Source organism: Pseudochrobactrum lubricantis, from assembly GCF_041929865.1.
GTDB classification, from domain to species: Bacteria; Pseudomonadota; Alphaproteobacteria; order Rhizobiales; family Rhizobiaceae; genus Pseudochrobactrum; species Pseudochrobactrum saccharolyticum.
On the sequence record NZ_JBHEEE010000007.1, the window covers coordinates 187,135 to 205,978 of the forward strand.

Below are 18,844 nucleotides of genomic sequence, written 5' to 3' on the forward strand. Positions count from 1 at the left end.
AATGCGATCAGTCTTCCATCGCTTCCAGTTCGTCGATCATGCCTTCAATCACTGACAGGCCCTGCTGCCAGAAGGCCGGATCAGAAGCATCCAGACCGAATGGTGCCAGCAGTTCTTTATGATGGCGGGTACCGCCAGCTTTAAGCATGTCGAAATATTTGTCCTGAAAGCCTTCAGGATTGTTCTGGTAAACCGCATAGAGCGAATTTACGAGGCAATCACCGAAAGCATAGGCATAGACATAGAACGGCGAGTGGATGAAATGCGGAATATAAGTCCAGAAGCTTTCATAACCCGGATTGAGGCGGATTGCAGGACCTAAGCTTGAACGCTGCACTTCCATCCAGATTTCACCGATCTGTTCGGCTGTCAGCTCACCGTTTTTGCGCTCGGTGTGAACTTTGCGTTCAAATTGGTAGAAGGCGATCTGGCGCACGACCGTATTGATCATGTCCTCGGTCTTCTGCGCCAGCATTGCTTTGCGCTCGCGCTTGTCCTTTGCTTTAGCAAGCAGGGACTGGAAGGTCAGCATTTCACCGAAGACGGAGGCGGTTTCTGCCAGTGTCAGCGGGGTTGAAGCCATCAGCGCACCCTGTTTGGCGGCAAGAACCTGATGCACACCATGGCCGAGTTCATGGGCAAGGGTCATAACATCGCGCGGCTTGCCCAGATAGTTGAGCAATACATAAGGATGTGCGGAAGGCACTGTCGGATGGGCAAAAGCACCCGGTGCCTTGCCTGCGCGAGTCGGGGCATCAATCCAGTTCTTGTCAAAGAAGTCGCGGGCAATATCGGCCATTTCCGGTGCAAAGCCTGCATAGGCATCCAGCACAGTTGCTTTTGCTTCATCCCAGCCGATAGTGACCTGCGGGGTTTCCGGCAGCGGCGCATTGCGATCCCAGTTGTCGAGCTGTTCAAGGCCGAGCCATTTGGCTTTCAGCGCATAGTAGCGATGGGAAATACGCGGATAGGCATCATTCACGGCGCTGGCCAGTGCATCGACAACTTCACGCTCAACGCGGTTGGCAAGGTGGCGGCTGTCGGCAATATCCTCAAAACCGCGCCAGCGGTCGGAGATTTCTTTATCCTTGGCGAGCGTATTGGTGATGAGCGTGAAAAGGCGCAGATTTTCACCAAAGGTTTTGGACAATGCGTCCGAGGCTTTTTTACGGGTTGCACCATCCGCATCCTGCAACATGGTGAGCACCGGTTCAATCGGTAGCTCTGCGCCGTCAATTGTAAAGCGCAAACCGCTCATGGTTTCGTCAAACAGACGGTTCCAGGCAACAAAACCGGTGACAGAGATGTCATGGAACAATGTCTCAATCTGGTCATCCAGCTGGTAAGGCTTGTCTTTGCGCAGGTCGATCAGCCATGGCTTATAATGGCCGATAGCAGGATTTTCAGCGATAGCTTTGTCGAGCAGGGCATCATCAATACGGTTGAGTTCCAGCGAGAAGAAGATCAGATGGCTGCCTGCATCGGTGAGTTTCTGCTGCACATCGCCATAGAGTTTGGCATTGGCGGCACTGGAGGTGTCATCCGCATAGAGCAGACCGGCATAGGAATAGATGCGTCCCATCAGTTCCTGAAGCTGTTCGAATTCTTTAATCGCATCGGCAAAATTACCGCCCTGAGGCTTGGAGGCTTCAGCTTCGAGCTTGCCTTTCCATTTATTCTCAAAAGCAATTGATCGCTCTGCTGAAAGCTGCAGGTCGCTGGTCAGTTCCGCACTGTCCGGTGACGGGTAAAGATCGGTGAGGTTCCAGCATGGCAGATTGCTCAGCTCGGAAGCTGCGGAAACCTGTGCCTGCGGGGCATCGGCAGGCATACGGAGAAATTCTGCATGGTTGCGTAAATTCATTGTGGTTCAACCTCATACGATTCTTTTTAATGCTGCAGTCTATATAGGATGTTCCTGCGCAGATTTCATGCGTTTCAGCAGTATTGAAATTGCGGGATCAAAGTCGGGTGCTGACAGGCGCTGTTAAGATATAAAAGGGTGAAATCAGCATGCCGGATCAGGTGGCGCTGGTGCAATTTTGTGTTTTTTCGACTCAAAAGCAGAGCCAAAACCGATTTGGTTCCCGAAATGAGGCTCTTTATCCCATCACATTGCGTTACATTAACGAAACAATGTGAGTAAAATCCGGTAAATTTTATGTGCTTAAGGCCTATTATACTGCTGAAATATTATATGAATTTTCTGATTGGTGTTCTTTGTTTTTCAGGTGCCGGAAACCGCGAAATATCGCATTATTTGTTCTGAAAATTAAATATTTTCAATCAGATGGTGCATATATGCCACAGGGTGCTGTTTGTACCACTGAGCGCGTGTATAGATAAAATCATGCTTCCTCAGGTTGTAAAATCTGTTCATAAACTCTTTACCATGATGGAAAGTCCTTCCCGAATGCGTTTTTTTTGTCATGCTGAAAACTCATTGTCTGTTCAATAAGTGTCTATTAACCATTAAATCCGATATTCATCTGAATAGCGTGACTGTAAACGGTAAGGCATTCGAAATTGGAAAACAGCAAAACATCTAAACTGGCGGGCTGGGCAGGCAGGGTTTTTAAACTCAGCGCGCAGCTGGCACTTGTTTTCACGGCTGTTACAGCTTTCGCGCCGTCTCAGGCTGCAGCCGAAACCCGTACACTGAAGCTGCATTTTGTGCATACCGGTGAACGTGCAGAAATCACGTTCAAGAAAAACGGCCGCTATCTGCCGGATGGTTTGAAGAAGCTGAATGTCTTCCTGCGCGACTGGCGCCGCAATGAGCCGACCAAGATGGACCCGCGTTTGTTCGATCTGGTCTGGCAGGTCTATCAGACCGCCGGTGGCCGCGATTATATTACTGTTGTTTCCGCCTATCGTTCACCGGCGACGAACTCCATGCTGCGTTCGCGTACCCGCGGCGTTGCCAAAAGCAGCCAGCATACGCTCGGCAAGGCGATGGATTTTTTCATTCCGGGTGTTCCGCTGAAAAAGCTGCGTGACACCGCGTTGCGCTATCAGATCGGCGGCGTTGGTTACTATCCGACTTCCGGTTCACCGTTTGTGCATCTTGATGTTGGCAGTGTGCGTCACTGGCCGCGCCTGAGCCGCCGCGAATTGCTGGCTGTGTTCCCTGACGGTAAAACAATTCACGTTCCGACCGATGGCAAGCCATTGCCGGGTTATGAACAGGCGCTTGCTGCCTATGAAGCCCGTAAGGCCAATGGCGGTACAATCCAGATGGCTTCTGCCAAGCCAAAGAGCAAATCTCTGTTCGGTATGTTGTTTGGCGGCGGTGCGGATGAAGAAGAAGATAATGGTGAAAGCTCCAGCCGTGCTGTAGCAACTGCCCGTCCGGCACGTACAGCACCTGCTGCCGCAGTTCCTGCCCGTCAGGCTCCGGTACCGGCAGTGCCGAACCGTGCTGTACCTGCACAGCCTGAGCCTCAGGCGCCGCAGGAAGCGTTGATTGCTGCTTTGCCTGCCCGCGATGCACCGGTACCGTTGAATGCACCGCGCCCTTCGGCCGGCGTGGAAATGACACCGGATGCACAGGCTGCCATGGCTTTTGCCGTGCCGGTTCCGGTGAAGCGTCCGCAGTCGGAAGCCGAAGTGCTGCTGGCTATGGCGCCGCCACCGCCGAATACACTTGAAGCGCAGGCTTTTGCGGGTGCCACAGGTGCGCCTTCCGCACCGGCCCAGCCTGCCAATGACCAGATTGCCGCGCTGGTTGCAGCTGACACAACTGCAAATACCGGTGCTATGCTGAGCGGATATGTGCCGGTTCCGGTACAGCGTCCGCAGGGTGCAGGACAGGCGATCAATACCGTTCTGGCCGCTGCTGTTCCGGCAACACGTCCAACACAGGCTCAGGAAGTCTCTGTTGCCCGTGCTGAAGCCGGTCAGGATGCGATTGCTGATCTGCTGAGCAATAATGATCACACTGCATCTATTCCGGCTCCGCGTCCGCAGGCTCAGGAACAGCAGGTGGCTATGGTTATGCCACAGGATACACGCAACAGCCGTCCGTCCTCCCGTCCGGTCGTAAACAGCGAGAATACTGCCGCAGCAACTGGTGCTGACGCTGTACGGACAACCGCTAAAGCCGGTCGCTCAGATCGCCCAATTACAAAAGCGGCTGCCAATGCAGTGCTGCAGCCTGCCGATGCCGCGACAGAAGTTGCGATTTCGAATGAACCTGTAGCCAAGGTTGTACCGGTGTCTAATCCGGTTCTGCGGAATGATGCCATGCGTCAGGCACCAACCGTTGTTTATACGGCTGGCTTCCAGAAAGACCTGCCTGCCGGTAATGCAAACCGCTTTACAGGCAATGCTGTGACTTTCATTCCGATTGCTAAATTCTCTAAGATTAACTGATCGGTACAAGAATGAAAAAAGGGAGCTTTGAGCTCCCTTTTTTATTGCCTGAATTTTGATGTTGATCAGGATTTGAGCGCGGCGGCTGCGGCTGCCAGCGCTGTAATTTCATCCCATTTTCCATCATTGACCAGCTCTTTGGGAGCAATCCATGAGCCGCCGATGCACAGCACATTCGGCAGGGTGAGATAATTCATGGCATTGCTGAGGCTGATGCCGCCTGTCGGGCAGAAGAAAGTACCGGCAAGCGGGGAGGACAGGGCTTTAAGATAGGCCGCGCCGCCTGCCTGTTCCGCAGGGAAAAATTTCACATGAGTATAGCCGCGCTCACGCAGGCTCATCACTTCGCTTGCTGTTGCGCAACCCGGCAGCAGAGGGACAGGGCTGTTATCTGCGGCTTTCAGAATGGCATCTGTTACGCCGGGGCTGACGATGAATTTTGAACCGGAAGTGACAGCCTGCTCATAATGGGCAGCATTGAGGATGGTTCCGGCGCCGACAATGGCTTCCGGCACATCTTCTGCCACGGCACGGATAGCATCCAATGCCGCGCTGGTGCGCAGGGTAATTTCGATGGCAGGCAGACCGCCTTTTGCCAGAGCGCGTGCAAGCGGCACGGCATCTGCTGCTTTATCAATCAGCAGAACAGGGATGACGGTTTGTCCCGTCATGACGGGAATCAGGCTTTCGGTTTTCTGCGACATCTCACCCTCGGAATTATTGTTATAATCGATTTAACGTTCCGAAGATATTTTGTCTATGCTGTTCGTTGATCAGGGGTAGTGAAGGCGGGAAACAAGGGTTGATACAGCGCATAATTTAGAGCCAGTTTCCGGTCATAGCGGTTTTTGGCATAGAGCGGGCCGTTATAGCTATATGCAAATTTCTGCCAGTCGTGCTTGTTCAGCACATCCCGCAGATTGCTGTAGACGATAAAGCGGCTCATCAGTTCAATCTGCTCCGGCACGGCGCTGCGCACAGTTTCAACCATTTCAGCAACGGACACATAACCGAGCCAATGCCAATGGGCACCCATAACCTGTCCGACACCCCATGATGTGGATTCATAAGCGGCATCGCGGTTGATGCGGCAGGCTTTGTCCAGCATTTGCCAGCGTGCCGCCTGATCCGCCGGATTGGGAGTGGCACCGGCACGGGGAGAGGAGAGCTTCAGCGCTCTGGCTTTTGCCTGATCGGCAGGGCTGAGGCGTTTATCAAAATAATGCCCCTCAAAACGGATCAGTGGTTCATCACGTCCATTGATGCGCGTGGTGACAATGCCACTGCTTTCTGTCTGTGCGACAGCAGCAAGGGCTGCGGGATCGAGATGATGCGCTTGTCCTGCTTCTGAAAACAGCATTCTGATTTCTGCGCGAAACATGGCACTCTCTCCTGACCGATATAACCCGTTGCACTGTGTCATGCGTAGTGAGGGCGGGGATAGATTGTCGCTTCATGGCAGCAAAATTTGATGCTGATCTTGAAATTGCTCCGCAGCGGCGTTAGAGCACAGGCAAGCAGATTAATCTGTTTTCGGCTGTCTGACTGACCCTCAGGGTGCTCAGGCGGAATATCACGGCAGCGCCTTTGCGAGGCGACCAGCTATTGAGGTTTATTTATGTGTGAAGCACATTTCACTGTTGCTGCGCTCTATTGTTTTGCGCGTTTTCCGGATTTTGAAGCCTATCAGGCACCGCTGACTGAGCTTTGTGATGAGCAGGGTATCAAGGGCACTTTGTTGCTGGCTGCTGAAGGACTGAACGGCACCGTTGCCGGAACACAGTCCGGCATTGCAGCGCTGATTGCTTTCATTGAAGCTATTCCTGCCTTGCGTGAGCAGAATATTGAACTGAAATATTCAACAGCTAGCCAGATGCCGTTTAACCGTATGAAAGTACGTCTCAAAAAAGAGATCGTGACCATGGGTGTGGACGGAATTGATCCGTTGCAGAGCGTCGGCACTTATGTGCAACCGCAGGAGTGGAATGCGCTGATCGACGATGAGAACACGATCCTCATCGATACACGTAATGATTATGAATATGCCATCGGCACTTTTAAAGGCGCGATTGATCCGAAAACCAAGACTTTCCGCGAGTTTCCGCAATGGGTTGAAGACCACCGCGACGAGCTGGAAGGCAAGAAAATTGCCATGTTCTGCACCGGCGGTATCCGCTGCGAGAAGGCAACGGCTTTTGTAAAAGGTCTGGGCTTTGATGATGTCTTCCACCTCAAAGGCGGCATTCTGAAATATCTCGAAGATATGCCTGCGGAAGATACACGCTGGGAAGGTGAATGCTTCGTTTTTGACGAGCGCGTTTCCGTTGGTCATGGTCTGGTGGAAGGCGATGTCGAGCTCTGTCGCGCTTGCCGTAATCCGGTGACGCCGGAAGGCAAATTGTCGAAATTCTATCAGGAAGGTATCTCCTGCGACACTTGCTATCATGAGCGCAGCGATGCTGACCGTGCCCGTTATGCCGAACGCCAGCGTCAGGTTCTGCTGGCGAAAGAGCGCGGTGCCAAACAGCATATCGGCGACTGATTTTTAGTCCGTCCTCATTTGCAAAAGGCTCTCCCTTCGGAGGGCCTTTTTTATTTGCTTGAAGCATAAGGCAGGAATCGATATGCATGATGAAATATAATGATTGAAAATATTGAGGGATATCATGATCAGATTTGTTGTTGCACTTGGCCTGCTTGCCGGAACTGCCCTGCCAACCTTAGCGGCAGAGAAGATTGTCGTATTTGCTGCGGCCAGCATGAAAGATGTGATTGATACGGCAGCAGAGAAATTTAAGGCTGAAAACGGTGCGGAAGTAACTGCGTCTTATGCGTCTTCCTCTGTGCTGGCGAAGCAGATTGAGGCCGGTGCGCCAGCCAGCATTTTTATCTCAGCCGATCTCGACTGGATGGATTATGTGCAGGAACGCAAGCTGATCGATAATGACAGCCGCGCTGTGATCGCCGGTAATGCGCTGGTTATCGCCGGTGCCAAAGATACAAAACCGGCAGAAGCTGCGGAAATCCTCAAAGCCGGTCGTTTCTCGATGGGCGATCCGTCAAATGTGCCTGCCGGTAAATATGCCAAGGCAGCACTTGAAAAACTTGGCATCTGGGGTGATGTGTCTGCCAATGCAGTCTTCGCGGAAAATGTGCGCGTAGCGCTGCAATATGTTTCCCGCGGTGAAGTGAAAGCCGGTATTGTTTATGCATCGGATCGTGCACAGGTGCCTGAACTGACTGAAGTTTATCGTTTTCCTGCGTCCAGCCACGCGCCAATTCTTTATCCTGCGGCACTGGTCGGCAAGTCTGACGAAAACTCCAAGGCGTTTCTTGCATTCCTGCGCAGCGATGCCGGACAGGCAATCATTGCCGATAAGGGCTTTGTGTCTGCGGCAGAAGCAAAATAAGGCTCTGATCTGACTGATGGCAATGCCGGAAATGGAAATTATCGCTTTGTCTTTGAGGATAGCAGGGCTTGCTATCCTCGGAGCCTTGCCGGTTGCATTTGGTTTTGCGTGGATACTGGCGCGCTATAATTTCCCCGGCAAAAGCCTGTTACAGGCGGTGCTGACAATGCCGCTGGTGCTGCCGCCGGTAGTAACCGGTTATTTTCTGCTGGTGTTGTTTGGTACGCGCGGCGCTATCGGCAGTCTGCTGCTGCAATGGTTTGATTTTACCTTCGCTTTCCGCTGGACAGGGGCGGCCTTGGCTGCCGGTGTGATGGCGCTGCCATTGCTGATCCGTCCGATGCGGCTGGCGATTGAAAATATTGACAAGGGCTTGGAAGAAGCTGCCCGCACGCTGGGAGCAGGGCGCATCAAAGCCTTTATGACTGTGACGCTGCCTTTGCTGATACCGGGCATTATTGCCGGTAGTGTGCTGGGTTTTGCCAAAGCGCTCGGCGAATTTGGCGCTACAATTACCTTTGTCTCGAATATTCCGGGTGAAACGCAAACCCTGTCGCTGGCGATTTATGCGCTGATGCAAACGCCGAGCGGTGATGCCGCTGCGCTGAAGCTTATTCTGGTTTCCGTTGTGCTGTCTGTGCTGGCGGTGGTGCTGTCCGAATGGTTGCAGCGCCGGTTGAGCGGAGCTGGTAAATGACACATCAAATCAGCTTCAATACCCTTGATTTCAATGTAAAAGGCGGCAATGGCGGGTTTCGCGTTGAGGCGGCCTTTCGTGCTGAGACCGGCGTTACAGCATTATTCGGTGCGTCCGGTGCCGGTAAAACCACTTTGCTGCGGATGATTGCCGGAACACTGCGCCCTGAGGAAGGACGTATTGCCGTTGGCAATCTGGTGCTGTTTGACAGCGCCAGAAACATCAATCTCCGTCCTGAAGAACGCCATATCGGCTATGTCTATCAGGATGCCCGTCTGTTTCCGCATCTCAGTGTTTTGCGCAATCTGACCTATGCGCAATGGGCAGGTAAACGTGAGCCGGAGCGTAAGGTTGAGGAAATAACCGAGCTGCTCGGCATCGGCGCTTTATTACAGCGCAAGCCGCATCAATTGTCCGGCGGTGAGAAACAGCGTGTGGCGATCGGGCGGGCATTACTGTCGGTACCGCGCCTGCTGCTGCTCGATGAGCCTCTGTCATCGCTGGATCATGCGCGGCGTCAGGAAATTTTACCTTATCTGGAGCGTCTGCGTGACGAGAGCGGGCTGCCGATTGTCTTTGTCAGTCACGAGGTGGATGAAGTCGCGCGGCTGGCGGATACGCTTGTGCTGCTGGAGCAGGGACGGGTACGGGAAAGCGGTTCAGTGTTTGATATTTTCAGCCAGATTGATGGTACGGGCGATACGACAAGTGTGCTTTTGCAAGGGGAAGTCACCCGCAGTGATGATGCCTATGCCATGGCTGACATTGCCATTGGCGGGCATAATTTTCAGCTGACAGACCATGCATTGCAATCGGGGATGAAAGTGCGTCTGCGTATCCGCTCGCGCGATGTATCTCTGTCGCGCTTTGCGCCGGTGGATATCAGTATCCGCAATATTTTTCCGGTAACGATTACTGCAATCTCAACCGATGACGGGCCGTTTGCGGAATTGCGCCTGCAATTGGGCGATGTGCAATTATTGTCCCGTATTTCGCGCAAATCTGTGCAGGATCTCAATCTGAAAACCGGCGAGCAGGTTTTTGCACTTATCAAAGCAGTGTCGATAGATCGCAGTGCCGCAAGACTGCAGCAAAGTGAAATAAGTTTGCAATCTGCATAAAATATGGTCATTTCCTTTTGAGGAAGAGGAGAATGATTATGCAGGACTTGTCAGAGTGGACAGCGCGGCCTGTTCCTGAGCGCAAAGTTCTTGAAGGGCAGTTTGTGCGGCTGGAGCCGCTGAGTGTTGAAAAGCACGGGCAGGGGCTGTTTGAGGCGTCCAGCGTTGCCGATGCGGATAGCCGTTTCACATGGCTGTTTGATACAGTGCCTGCAACGCTCGAAGAGATGCTGCCATGGCTGGAGAAATCCGCCGCAAGCCAGACGACTATGTTTTTCGTCACGATTGACAAGGCGACAAGTAAAATTGCCGGTCGTCAGGCGCTGATGCGCATTGATGCCGAGAATGGCAGTATTGAAATCGGTAATATCTATTGGGGGCCGCTGATTTCACGCAAGCCGGCTGCGACCGAAGCCCAGTATCTGTTCATGCAATATATTTTTGATGAGCTCGGTTACCGCCGTTATGAGTGGAAATGCAATAATGACAATCTGCCGTCAAAGCGTGCGGCGGAGCGTTTCGGTTTTCAGTTTGAAGGTATTTTCCGGCAGCATCTGATTGTTAAAGGCAAGAACCGTGACACTGCATGGTATTCGGTGATCGACAGTGAATGGCCTGCATTGAAACAGGCTTACCAAAACTGGCTCGCGCCAGAAAACTTTGACGCGAACGGGCAGCAGATCAAAAAGCTGGAAAGCTTCTACGCCGATACAGGCCGGAGATAAGCGCATGGCATCCCCACAGCAGAATAAGAAGGATACGCGCAATTCCGCTATAGCCGCCGCACTGATTATGGTGGTTTTCGGCGCGCTGTTTTATTCCATGCCGATCATCATGCTGGCGGTCGGGCCTTACAGCCATGTGCTGGCGGCGCTGATTGCGGTTGTCTTTGTGATGGCCTTTTTTGTGGTGTTCTGGCTGCGGGCGAAATCACAGCGAAAACACCACAAAGAGAATTAACTCAGGGCAGCAATCAGAAGAAGCACGCCGGTCAGAATGATGAATAATGCAGCGGCGATTTCAATCGCCGTTTGCAAACGTGCTGACATCAGCGGATTCTTGACCAGGCGCAGCGCCGTATTTTTAGCCGTGACAGCCAGTGTTGCGAGCAAGGCGACGGTGATGAAAGTACCGAATGCCATGGCAAAGGCAGAGAGAATGCCACCCAGCATCAGGCCGTTGAGCATTGAGAATGTCAGTACAATAATCGCGCCGGAGCAGGGACGGATGCCGACGGCGATAATCGCTGCCCATGCGGTTTTCCAGTTGAATTCACCGCTCAGAGTGGACGGATCAGCAAGGTGACTGTGGCCGCAGGCTGTGCAATTGGCGCCATTCCCTGAAAACTCATGGTCAAAGACAGCCGGTTTTGCATTGGTTGGCTGATATTTAAGCCGCATGGATGTGTTCAATGCCGATGGTTTTTGTGTTGCCGAGGCTGAGAGTGAACCTTGCCAGACGGGAGCCGGTGCCATTGTTTCAACCGCTATTGCAGGAGCACATTGCGGTTTTGAGCGAAGCTTGCGGAAGATGATATAAATCCCGCAGAGAATGACCAGCACATAGCTGGCTATTTCCATGCCGCGTCCTGCTTTTCCCATTGAAATGCCGATGCCACGCAGCACAAACCATGCCATGCCGACCAGAAAAATAGCGGACAGTGCCTGCAAAACGGATGAGATGAAGGAAAGAAAAATTCCGCGTCGCAAAGCTGTTTCATTGGCAATCATATAGGATGAGATCACCGCTTTGCCGTGGCCGGGGCCGGCGGCATGCAAAATACCATAGAGAAAAGACAGGCTGACCAATGTCCACGCAGCCCACGGATCATCCTTCATCGCTTTCAGCGCGGTGGTCATCATCAGATAGAAGCGTTTTTGCTCGGCATTAATCCACAATATCAGTTTTGCAAACGGGCCGGTTGGCTGCAATGTGACTTCACTGGCGCCGATACCTAATGAAGACTGCGCCCATGCCTGATTGTGAAGTACAAACAACAGACAGGTGCATATGGTCAGCAGCAAAGCACAGGCTCTTAACGGGGATAGAGTAAGAGTGTGTTGCTTTGCGTGGTTCATGCCGGAATGCCTCTGATGATATAACGTAACAAATTTGAATTTTGACCAATCCTAATGCGCTGGCCGTGGGCTTGTTATTTACAGGTGATTTCTATTCGGGTTGCGAAGAATTTAGACACGTCATTGGTCATCGCCGCGGCTTCGTCGAAGAATGCCTGTGTCAGACTTTGCTGGTTCTGGGCGAGTGCCTCATCGGGATCAGGGCGCACAACAGCAGAACTGCAGCCGGATGGCATGCCCTTCACCACCAAATCTTCGTCTTTCAGATAATCAATCGCTGTATAAAAAGTCGGATCATAGACGCCGAAACTGACTTTATGGCCGGGTTCCAGCTTCAACGGTTTTTCCGGCTTGCTTTCAAACAGAACAATCAACTGATTATCCGGCAGATCGGCAATCAGATGCTCAGGCTTGTTCATGGCAATATCTTTGCCATCCTGCGTAACTGTCTGAAAATATTTATACTCGGCAATAGATGTGTCGATTGTTGTGCTGAGTTCATTCAACTCGGCGCTGTCGAGTTTCAGCGTGCCTTTCTTGTCGAACTCCATCAATACGGTTGACGAGAACAGGTCGTCAAAACGCCAGACATGCGCTAGTTTTTCAACGGAACGATCCGGTGTGATTGTGATTTCCAGACGGGCTTCGGCAAAAACATGCGGATGCGCTGATGCCGCGACAACACCCAGCCCTGTCATGAGACAGGTCAGGCCGAGGACATTCAGTAAAGACTTGTTTTTGCTGCTGGTCATGGAAACGAAAATCACTCTTTTGAGCGGTCAATGCTGGTTCGGAATTTGGAGAATGAGTGAGGCAAAACTACGACGACAGTCTACGGGTTTTACGCCTCGTCATTGGTCAGCTCTTTGCACGGATTATCTTTGAACCATTTGGCGAGATAGTCCACCAGCAGACGCACTTTGGCAGGCAGATAGGTACGGTGCGGGTAAATGGCATAAATGCCGCCGTCATTAAGCATATAATCTAGGAGCACCGGCACAAGTGTGCCTTTATTCAACTCACCATCAGCAACAAAACGCGGTAGAACGCTGAAGCCCAGACCTTTGACAGTCGCTGCCATCGTAGTGAGCGGGCTGTTGACTTCCAGCGGACCGCGAATGGCGACTGTCATCATCGAGCCGTCCTGATTGCGGAACTGCCAGTTATTGCGGGAACGGCTGTTGGTATCAATGATGCAGGGCATTTCCCGCAATTGCTCAGGTGTTTCCGGCATGCCCAGCCGTGCGATCAGATCAGGTGAGGCGCAGACAACAGTGTGAAATGCGCTCAGCCTTTTGGCGATCAGCGATGAATCCTGCAAGCGGGTGATGCGGATGGCAAGGTCAAAGCCTTCCTCAACCAGATCTACAAACCGGTCATCAAGGTGGATATCGAGCGCAATCTCCGGATGATCTGCGCAGAAATCAATCAGTGACATGCCCAGTGAAGCATCCGCAAAGCTGCGCGGTGCTGTCAGTTTGATCTTGCCGCGCACATCGCCGCTGCTCTCGGAAATAGAGTCTTGCAAATCATCCAGCTCGCGCAAAATCTCCGTTGCGCGGTGATAATAAGTGTGGCCGCTCTCGGTAAGCGAAAATTGCCGAGTTGTACGGTTCAGTAGCCGCACGCCCAGATCATCTTCAAGCTCGCGGACATATTTGGACAGAAGGGCTTTGGAACGACCGATTTTGCGCGCAGCTGCGGAGAAACCTTCGGCCTCCACAACATCAATAAAAGCACGCATCCGTGTGAGTGTGTCCATAAGCTCTGTCCTCCAGATCAGCGACTAAACCGCACCATATATCGCGATCCTGAATATTCAAAATGTCTCAGAAATATCAAAGTGATTCGCTGCATTGCAATCAATAAGACACCTGTTTTTATCATCTACATAAAGCACTGCGCCGTATTTTGAATAAAGAAGTGATTTATTAACCAAAAAAAATCAAACCGGCGCAAATTTGTCATTGTGTGGACACATAAATCATCTTATATCGCGCTTGCCCAAAGTCGCACGTGCCTGTGGGTGTCCGCCGGTATTCTGAATGGAGAATAGACCGGTACGGTAACCTGGACCTAACCGCTCCAGTTGATCTGATGGCCAACCATGGATCAAGGACACCTTGAAGCAACGACGGTGCGGGCCTTTCTGGTGTCTTCCGGCTCTCCACAGGTCGGGAACTCAAAGAGGCACACCCTCATTGCCCTAAGTGCGGAACCGGGTTTTTCCCATTCCAAGCCAAGGCAGACAAAGCGGAAAAACGCTAAATTCAGGGCGTTGATCCATCTGCATATGTATTTGTTCCGTGTTTCCTGCATCTCCAAAGGCCGGTTGCGCGAAGAGCTGATTCATATTTGCCGTAAGGCAGTTTGTCCCTCTGATGGCTTTTGATGCGTGTATGCGCAGGTATTTGTTCATCAGTCCTTTGAAACCATGCTCAACCTTGTGCGTCATTGCACGGGGGCAGGCTTTCGCATCGCAAATGATATGAAGATGCGGCTTTTTACTGCTTATTGCAGTTCAGGAGATCAGGATGGCTACACAGCGCATTATCGACTTTCTCGCCACCCGACGTCCGGAAGGCCCTTGCCTTGTCGTTGACCTCGACGTTGTGCGTGAAAATTATGAACATTTTGAAAAGGCTCTGCCAGCCTCGCGCATTTTCTATGCGGTAAAGGCAAATCCTGCACCGCAGATTCTGTCGCTGCTCGCCTCCATGGGCTCGAACTTCGATACAGCTTCGGTTGCGGAAATTGAAATGGCACTCAATGCCGGTGCAACACCTGACCGCATTTCTTATGGCAACACCATCAAGAAAGAGCGCGATATTGCACGCGCCTATGAATATGGCATTCGCCTCTATGCTGTTGATTGCGTTGCAGAAGTGGAAAAAGTTGCCCGTGCGGCTCCTGGTTCCCGCGTGTTCTGCCGCATTCTCGCTGACGGTGAAGGTGCTGAATGGCCGTTGTCGCGCAAATTCGGCTGCGTTCCGGAAATGGCTGTTGATGTGCTGCGTGCAGCCCATCAGCTGGGTCTTGATGCCTATGGCGTATCGTTCCATGTCGGTTCACAGCAGACTGATCTGACTGCCTGGGATCGTGCTCTGGCCGATACCAAAGGCGTGTTTGATCTTTTGGCTAAAGAAGGCATTAACCTGCGCATGGTCAATATGGGCGGTGGTTTTCCGACCCGTTATCTCAAAGATATCCCGACCGCACAGGCCTATGGCGAAGCTATTTTCGACGCGCTGAGCCGTCATTTCGGCAATCGTCTGCCGGAAACCATCATCGAGCCAGGCCGCGGCATGGTTGGCAATGCCGGTGTCATCAAAACCGAAGTGGTTCTGGTTTCCCGCAAAGCCGACAATGACAATCGCTGGGTCTATCTCGATATCGGTAAATTCGGCGGTCTGGCTGAAACCATGGATGAAGCGATCCGTTATCAGATCGTGACTCCGCGTGACGGCGATATTCTGGAGCCTTGCGTTCTGGCAGGCCCGACCTGTGACAGCGCCGATGTGATGTATGAAAAGGCACCTTATCCGCTGCCGGTCTCGCTGACCATCGGTGATGAAGTGCTGATCGAAGGCACCGGCGCTTACACAACAACCTATTCGGCTGTTGCGTTTAACGGTTTTGAACCGCTGCGCTCCTATGTGATCTGATAATGATATGCGTCTCGTCAGGGACGCATATTCAGCCTCACATTGCGAATGATACCGGTGGAAGAATTCCACCGGTCTTGTCACATAAGATTTTTGCTTTGTGTTTATCCTCATACATATGTGTGAGGAAACAATGTCCCTTACCGCTTTGTTTTAGCGCATTTGTTTCACGCAAATGCTTTAAGGTTCACGCTGATGTCTGCTTCTTCTGTTGCGGCCGGAACCACGGCTGAATTGTCAGCCGCGCAAATCACTGCTCCGGCACCGGTCTCGTTTAGTATTGCGCATGAAACGCCTGCGGACAGCAGCGCGCGTGAGGCTTTGCTCGACCGTGTGATGGGCGAGGGACGCAAGCGCAAATCATCGGAAAAGCTGCGCCGTAAACGCGTGCCTGCTTATGGGCTGGCATTGATTGCCCGTGATGCGCATGGCGTGATGATCGGCAGTGTCCGGCTCTGGCATATTTCTGCCGGTAAAAAAGCCGGCGGAGAAGCTGTGCCTGCTTTGCTGCTGGGGCCTTTGGCGGTTGAGACAATCTATGCGGGGCGGGGTGTCGGCGCTGCATTGATGCGTCAGGCTATTCACAATGCGCAGGCGCTTGGCCATAAGGCGATTTTGCTGGTTGGTGATCCTGAATATTATGGCCGCTTCGGTTTTACCGGCAATAAAATGGCTGATCTGGCTATGCCGGGGCCTGTGGAACGTCACCGTTTTCTGGCGCTGGAGCTGGAAGAAAATTATCTGGACGGTGCATCCGGTGTGCTGACTGCTACCGGCAAGCTGATTGCTGACCGTCAGGCCATTGCTGTTTGAATAGAGCGGAATTTAAAGAAAAATAACCGGTTTCAGCTGTCAGTCTCTGCTTTCAGTTGAAACCGGTTTTGAATAGCATACCTATATAGAACGAAGAATTATGCTCCGGCTATTTTGCCGGATAGTTCACATATAGGGAAAACAGAATGCAACTGGCAGATATCGGACTGATCGGGCTTGGCGTCATGGGTTCTAATCTGGCACTCAATATTGCTGAAAAAGGATATCGGGTTGCAGTTTATGACCGTGAAGCGCCGGTATTAGAAAAGTTTTATGCTTCCAGCGGTGAGTTGCAGGAGCGCATTATTCCCTGTGCAACCATGGAGCAGCTCAGCCAGAATATTGCCAAGCCGCGCCCGATTATCATGCTGATTAAAGCAGGCAGCCCCGTTGATACGGAAATGGCCAAGCTCAAGACCTTTCTGGAAAAAGGCGACATCATTATTGATTCCGGCAATTCCGATTACCGCGATACGGTGCGTCGTCTGAATTCTCTCGGCGAAAACGACCCGACTTTTGTCGGTATGGGCATTTCCGGTGGTGCGGAAGGCGCGCGTAACGGCCCGTCAATGATGGTGGGTGGTACGCCTGAAGCCTATGCGCGGATTGAGCCGATACTGGATGCGGTTGCCGCGCGTTATAAAGGCGAACCATGCAGTGCCCGTATGGGGCCGGATGGTGCGGGACATTTCGTCAAAACCATTCATAACGGTATTGAATATGCCGATATGCAGATGATTGCGGAAATCTATGGCATTTTGCGTGATGTCTGCGGTTTGAAGGCGGAAGAAATCGCGCCGATTTTTGCAAAATGGAATACAGGCGCGCTGAATTCCTATCTCATTGAAATTACTGCAGAAGTGTTGAAAGCGCTTGATCCTGAAACCGGAAAGCCGGTGCCTGATATTATTCTGGATGCTGCAGGACAAAAGGGTACCGGACGCTGGGCGGCTATTGAAAGCCAGATTCTCGGTGTTCCGGCGACGGGCATTGAAGCCGCTGTTGCTGCACGCTCGATATCCTCCCTGATTGCACAACGACAAAAACTGGCAGATGTCTATGGCGAGCCGGTACAGACAGGATCGATCAAGGCGGATCAGGCTTTTATTGATGCACTGGAGCAGGCATTGCTGGCCGCAAAGATTGCGGCCTATGCGCAGGGCTTTGCGGTGATGGCCGCGGCCTCACAGGAGCATCAGTGGAATTTGCCACTGGCGACGATTGCACGGATCTGGCGCGCCGGTTGTATCATCCGCTCACAGTTTCTGGATGAGATCGGTGAGGCTTTTGCTGTGGGTGAGGTGGATAATCTGCTTCTGGCACCTGCATTTGTTGAGCAAATGAGTGTGGCTGCGCAAAGTCTGCGTCAGGTTGTGGCTGCGGCTGTGACTGCCGGAGTGCCGGTACCGGCACTGAGCTCTGCAATCAGCTATTTTGATGGTTTCCGCCAAAGACGCGGTTCAGCCAATCTTATTCAGGCACAGCGTGATTTCTTCGGGGCGCATGGTTTCAAAAGAATCGACAAAGACGGTGACTTCCACGGCCCTTGGGGTGATGGGCTGTAATTGTACCTTGTCACAGGACAAGAAAAAGGCCGGACTTTTATCAAGTCCGGCCTTTATTTTTATTTGCCCAGAACCAATAAATCCTGCGCAGCAAAATGGACAGTGATTTTGTCACCATGCTGCGGCGGGCGCACCGCCGGATTGTTGAAACTGTCAAAAGACAGTTGATTTGCACCCAGTGTGACACGGGTACGAATGACTGAGCCTAAGAAATGTACATCCTGCACAATGACTTCAACGCTGCTGTCGCGGGCAGGGGAGGCATCAAGGCTGATGGTTTCCGGCCGCAGAGCCAGAGTGACCGCATCACCTTTTTTGTAAGATGCCAATGATTGCGGGATGGTGATGGTGGTGCCACCAAGATCCGCTTTATTTTGCTGCGGGTCTGCCACACGGGCTTCCAGCATGTTCAGCGTACCAACGAATGATGCCACGAAGCGCGTTGCCGGACGGTTGTAAATATCAAACGGTGTGCCGATCTGATCCGCTTTGCCTTCATGCATCACCACGATCCGGTCGGAAATAGACAGTGCTTCTTCCTGATCGTGGGTAACAAATACGGTTGTGATGCCAAGCTGACGCTGAATGGCGCGGATTTCTTCACGCAATGAAATACGAATTTTCGCATCCAGTGCTGAGAGCGGTTCATCAAGCAGCAAAACCTGCGGTTTGGTTGCCAAGGCACGGGCGAGAGCAACACGCTGCTGCTGCCCGCCTGACATCTGATAGGGGAAGCGGTCTGCCAGATGTTCAAGGCGGATCAGTTCAAGCATTTCCTTAACTGTTGCATCAATCTCGGCTTTAGGCTTGCCTGAAACCCGCAGACCAAAAGCAACATTTTGTGCGACAGTCATATTCGGAAACAGGGCATAGGCCTGAAACACCATGCCGATATTGCGTTTGTTCGGTTTGAGATCGACCACATCCTGACCGTTGATCTCGATCACACCCTGATCGGGAGATTCAAAGCCGGCAATCATGCGCAGAACGGTGGTTTTTCCGCAGCCTGATGGGCCGAGAAACGAGATGAACTCGCCTTTTTCAACTGCCAGACTGAAATCATGGACAACAGTATTAGCGCCGAAGCTTTTTTTGAGATTATTAATATTGAGAAAAGCCAT

16 protein-coding genes and 1 pseudogene are annotated in these 18,844 nt (G+C 52.1%); 10 read left to right on the forward strand and 7 right to left on the reverse strand.

All coding sequences use genetic code 11. From position 1 onward, the window contains the following. Nucleotides 1–7 precede the first annotated feature (7 nt). The gene (locus JNC80_RS15395; RefSeq protein ID WP_376710814.1) at nt 8–1,831 is read right to left on the reverse strand and encodes a M3 family oligoendopeptidase; all 1,824 of its coding nucleotides are present in this window, start codon (nt 1,829–1,831) and stop codon (nt 8–10) included. A gap of 695 nt (nt 1,832–2,526) precedes the next feature. On the opposite strand from JNC80_RS15395, the gene JNC80_RS15400 reads away from it, so the two are divergent. Then, nucleotides 2,527–4,374, forward strand: a complete 1,848-nt coding sequence (locus tag JNC80_RS15400) for a peptidoglycan L,D-endopeptidase MepK (RefSeq protein WP_376710794.1) — start codon at nt 2,527–2,529, stop codon at nt 4,372–4,374. A gap of 65 nt (nt 4,375–4,439) precedes the next feature. Here JNC80_RS15400 and JNC80_RS15405 read toward each other — a convergent pair whose 3' ends face one another. Both JNC80_RS15405 and JNC80_RS15410 read right to left on the reverse strand, forming a co-directional pair. Next, nucleotides 4,440–5,078 carry a 2-dehydro-3-deoxy-phosphogluconate aldolase gene (locus tag JNC80_RS15405; protein ID WP_220160120.1) on the reverse strand — a complete coding sequence of 213 codons (639 nt, stop codon included), beginning with the start codon at nt 5,076–5,078 and terminating at the stop codon, nt 4,440–4,442. Between the two features lie 53 nt (nt 5,079–5,131). Continuing rightward, nucleotides 5,132–5,755 (reverse strand): N-acetylmuramidase family protein, encoded by a 624-nt coding sequence (locus JNC80_RS15410; protein ID WP_376710795.1) that lies wholly within the window; start codon nt 5,753–5,755, stop codon nt 5,132–5,134. A gap of 237 nt (nt 5,756–5,992) precedes the next feature. On the opposite strand from JNC80_RS15410, the gene trhO reads away from it, so the two are divergent. The 6 genes from trhO to JNC80_RS15440 all read left to right on the forward strand — a co-directional run bounded on the left by trhO (nt 5,993) and on the right by JNC80_RS15440 (nt 10,562). Further along, complete coding sequence (trhO, locus tag JNC80_RS15415) at nt 5,993–6,916, forward strand: oxygen-dependent tRNA uridine(34) hydroxylase TrhO (RefSeq protein WP_022709717.1); 924 nt, start codon at nt 5,993–5,995, stop codon at nt 6,914–6,916. 112 nt (nt 6,917–7,028) lie between these two features. Then, nucleotides 7,029–7,784 carry a molybdate ABC transporter substrate-binding protein gene (modA, locus tag JNC80_RS15420; RefSeq protein ID WP_376710796.1) on the forward strand — a complete coding sequence of 252 codons (756 nt, stop codon included), beginning with the start codon at nt 7,029–7,031 and terminating at the stop codon, nt 7,782–7,784. A gap of 16 nt (nt 7,785–7,800) precedes the next feature. Next, nucleotides 7,801–8,481, forward strand: coding sequence for a molybdate ABC transporter permease subunit (modB, locus tag JNC80_RS15425; RefSeq protein ID WP_376710797.1), 681 nt, complete (start codon nt 7,801–7,803; stop codon nt 8,479–8,481). Then, nucleotides 8,478–9,602 carry a molybdenum ABC transporter ATP-binding protein gene (modC, locus tag JNC80_RS15430; RefSeq protein WP_022709720.1) on the forward strand — a complete coding sequence of 375 codons (1,125 nt, stop codon included), beginning with the start codon at nt 8,478–8,480 and terminating at the stop codon, nt 9,600–9,602. Before modB ends, modC begins: the two co-directional genes overlap by 4 nt. 38 nt (nt 9,603–9,640) lie before the next feature. Beyond that, complete coding sequence (locus JNC80_RS15435; protein ID WP_028233336.1) at nt 9,641–10,327, forward strand: GNAT family N-acetyltransferase; 687 nt, start codon at nt 9,641–9,643, stop codon at nt 10,325–10,327. Nucleotides 10,328–10,331: 4 nt separating this feature from the next. Next, nucleotides 10,332–10,562, forward strand: coding sequence for a hypothetical protein (locus tag JNC80_RS15440; RefSeq protein WP_022709722.1), 231 nt, complete (start codon nt 10,332–10,334; stop codon nt 10,560–10,562). Here the strand turns inward: JNC80_RS15440 and JNC80_RS15445 are convergent. The 3 genes from JNC80_RS15445 to JNC80_RS15455 form a co-directional block, all read right to left on the reverse strand. Next, nucleotides 10,559–11,680: a nickel/cobalt transporter gene (locus tag JNC80_RS15445; protein WP_376710798.1), complete on the reverse strand. Its 1,122-nt coding sequence runs from the start codon at nt 11,678–11,680 to the stop codon at nt 10,559–10,561. The two genes, JNC80_RS15440 and JNC80_RS15445, sit on opposite strands and share 4 nt — an antisense overlap. 74 nt (nt 11,681–11,754) lie before the next feature. Further along, a complete protein-coding gene (locus tag JNC80_RS15450) occupies nt 11,755–12,432 on the reverse strand; it encodes a DUF1007 family protein (RefSeq protein WP_151160038.1) in 678 nt (225 codons plus the stop codon). Between the two features lie 89 nt (nt 12,433–12,521). Next, nucleotides 12,522–13,442 (reverse strand): LysR family transcriptional regulator, encoded by a 921-nt coding sequence (locus tag JNC80_RS15455; RefSeq protein ID WP_376710799.1) that lies wholly within the window; start codon nt 13,440–13,442, stop codon nt 12,522–12,524. 772 nt (nt 13,443–14,214) lie between these two features. Here JNC80_RS15455 and JNC80_RS15460 point away from each other — a divergent pair. The 3 genes and pseudogenes from JNC80_RS15460 to gnd form a co-directional block, all read left to right on the forward strand. Continuing rightward, complete coding sequence (locus JNC80_RS15460) at nt 14,215–15,345, forward strand: type III PLP-dependent enzyme (protein WP_213598711.1); 1,131 nt, start codon at nt 14,215–14,217, stop codon at nt 15,343–15,345. A gap of 195 nt (nt 15,346–15,540) precedes the next feature. Next, nucleotides 15,541–16,158 carry a GNAT family N-acetyltransferase gene (locus tag JNC80_RS15465; protein ID WP_151160036.1) on the forward strand — a complete coding sequence of 206 codons (618 nt, stop codon included), beginning with the start codon at nt 15,541–15,543 and terminating at the stop codon, nt 16,156–16,158. A 140-nt stretch (nt 16,159–16,298) separates the two neighbouring features. After that, nucleotides 16,299–17,723 (forward strand): annotated as a pseudogene (gene gnd / locus JNC80_RS15470) (NADP-dependent phosphogluconate dehydrogenase); the annotation flags it as partial. Between the two features lie 59 nt (nt 17,724–17,782). Here the strand turns inward: gnd and JNC80_RS15475 are convergent. Next, nucleotides 17,783–18,844, reverse strand: a complete 1,062-nt coding sequence (locus JNC80_RS15475) for an ABC transporter ATP-binding protein (RefSeq protein ID WP_376710800.1) — start codon at nt 18,842–18,844, stop codon at nt 17,783–17,785.

What these genes read in the sequence shown, in the direction of transcription:
- JNC80_RS15445 (WP_376710798.1), bottom strand. Translation starts at nt 11,680, where the DNA reads ATGAACCACGCAAAGCAACACACTCTTACTCTATCCCCGTTAAGAGCC.
- JNC80_RS15395 (WP_376710814.1), bottom strand. Translation starts at nt 1,831, where the DNA reads ATGCCTGCCGATGCCCCGCAGGCACAGGTTTCCGCAGCTTCCGAGCTG.
- JNC80_RS15410 (WP_376710795.1), bottom strand. Translation starts at nt 5,755, where the DNA reads ATGTTTCGCGCAGAAATCAGAATGCTGTTTTCAGAAGCAGGACAAGCG.
- modC (WP_022709720.1), top strand. Translation starts at nt 8,478, where the DNA reads ATGACACATCAAATCAGCTTCAATACCCTTGATTTCAATGTAAAAGGC.
- trhO (WP_022709717.1), top strand. Translation starts at nt 5,993, where the DNA reads ATGTGTGAAGCACATTTCACTGTTGCTGCGCTCTATTGTTTTGCGCGT.
- JNC80_RS15450 (WP_151160038.1), bottom strand. Translation starts at nt 12,432, where the DNA reads ATGACCAGCAGCAAAAACAAGTCTTTACTGAATGTCCTCGGCCTGACC.
- JNC80_RS15455 (WP_376710799.1), bottom strand. Translation starts at nt 13,442, where the DNA reads ATGGACACACTCACACGGATGCGTGCTTTTATTGATGTTGTGGAGGCC.
- JNC80_RS15475 (WP_376710800.1), bottom strand. Translation starts at nt 18,844, where the DNA reads ATGGCTTTTCTCAATATTAATAATCTCAAAAAAAGCTTCGGCGCTAAT.
- modB (WP_376710797.1), top strand. Translation starts at nt 7,801, where the DNA reads ATGGCAATGCCGGAAATGGAAATTATCGCTTTGTCTTTGAGGATAGCA.
- JNC80_RS15460 (WP_213598711.1), top strand. Translation starts at nt 14,215, where the DNA reads ATGGCTACACAGCGCATTATCGACTTTCTCGCCACCCGACGTCCGGAA.
- JNC80_RS15435 (WP_028233336.1), top strand. Translation starts at nt 9,641, where the DNA reads ATGCAGGACTTGTCAGAGTGGACAGCGCGGCCTGTTCCTGAGCGCAAA.
- JNC80_RS15405 (WP_220160120.1), bottom strand. Translation starts at nt 5,078, where the DNA reads ATGTCGCAGAAAACCGAAAGCCTGATTCCCGTCATGACGGGACAAACC.
- JNC80_RS15440 (WP_022709722.1), top strand. Translation starts at nt 10,332, where the DNA reads ATGGCATCCCCACAGCAGAATAAGAAGGATACGCGCAATTCCGCTATA.
- JNC80_RS15465 (WP_151160036.1), top strand. Translation starts at nt 15,541, where the DNA reads ATGTCTGCTTCTTCTGTTGCGGCCGGAACCACGGCTGAATTGTCAGCC.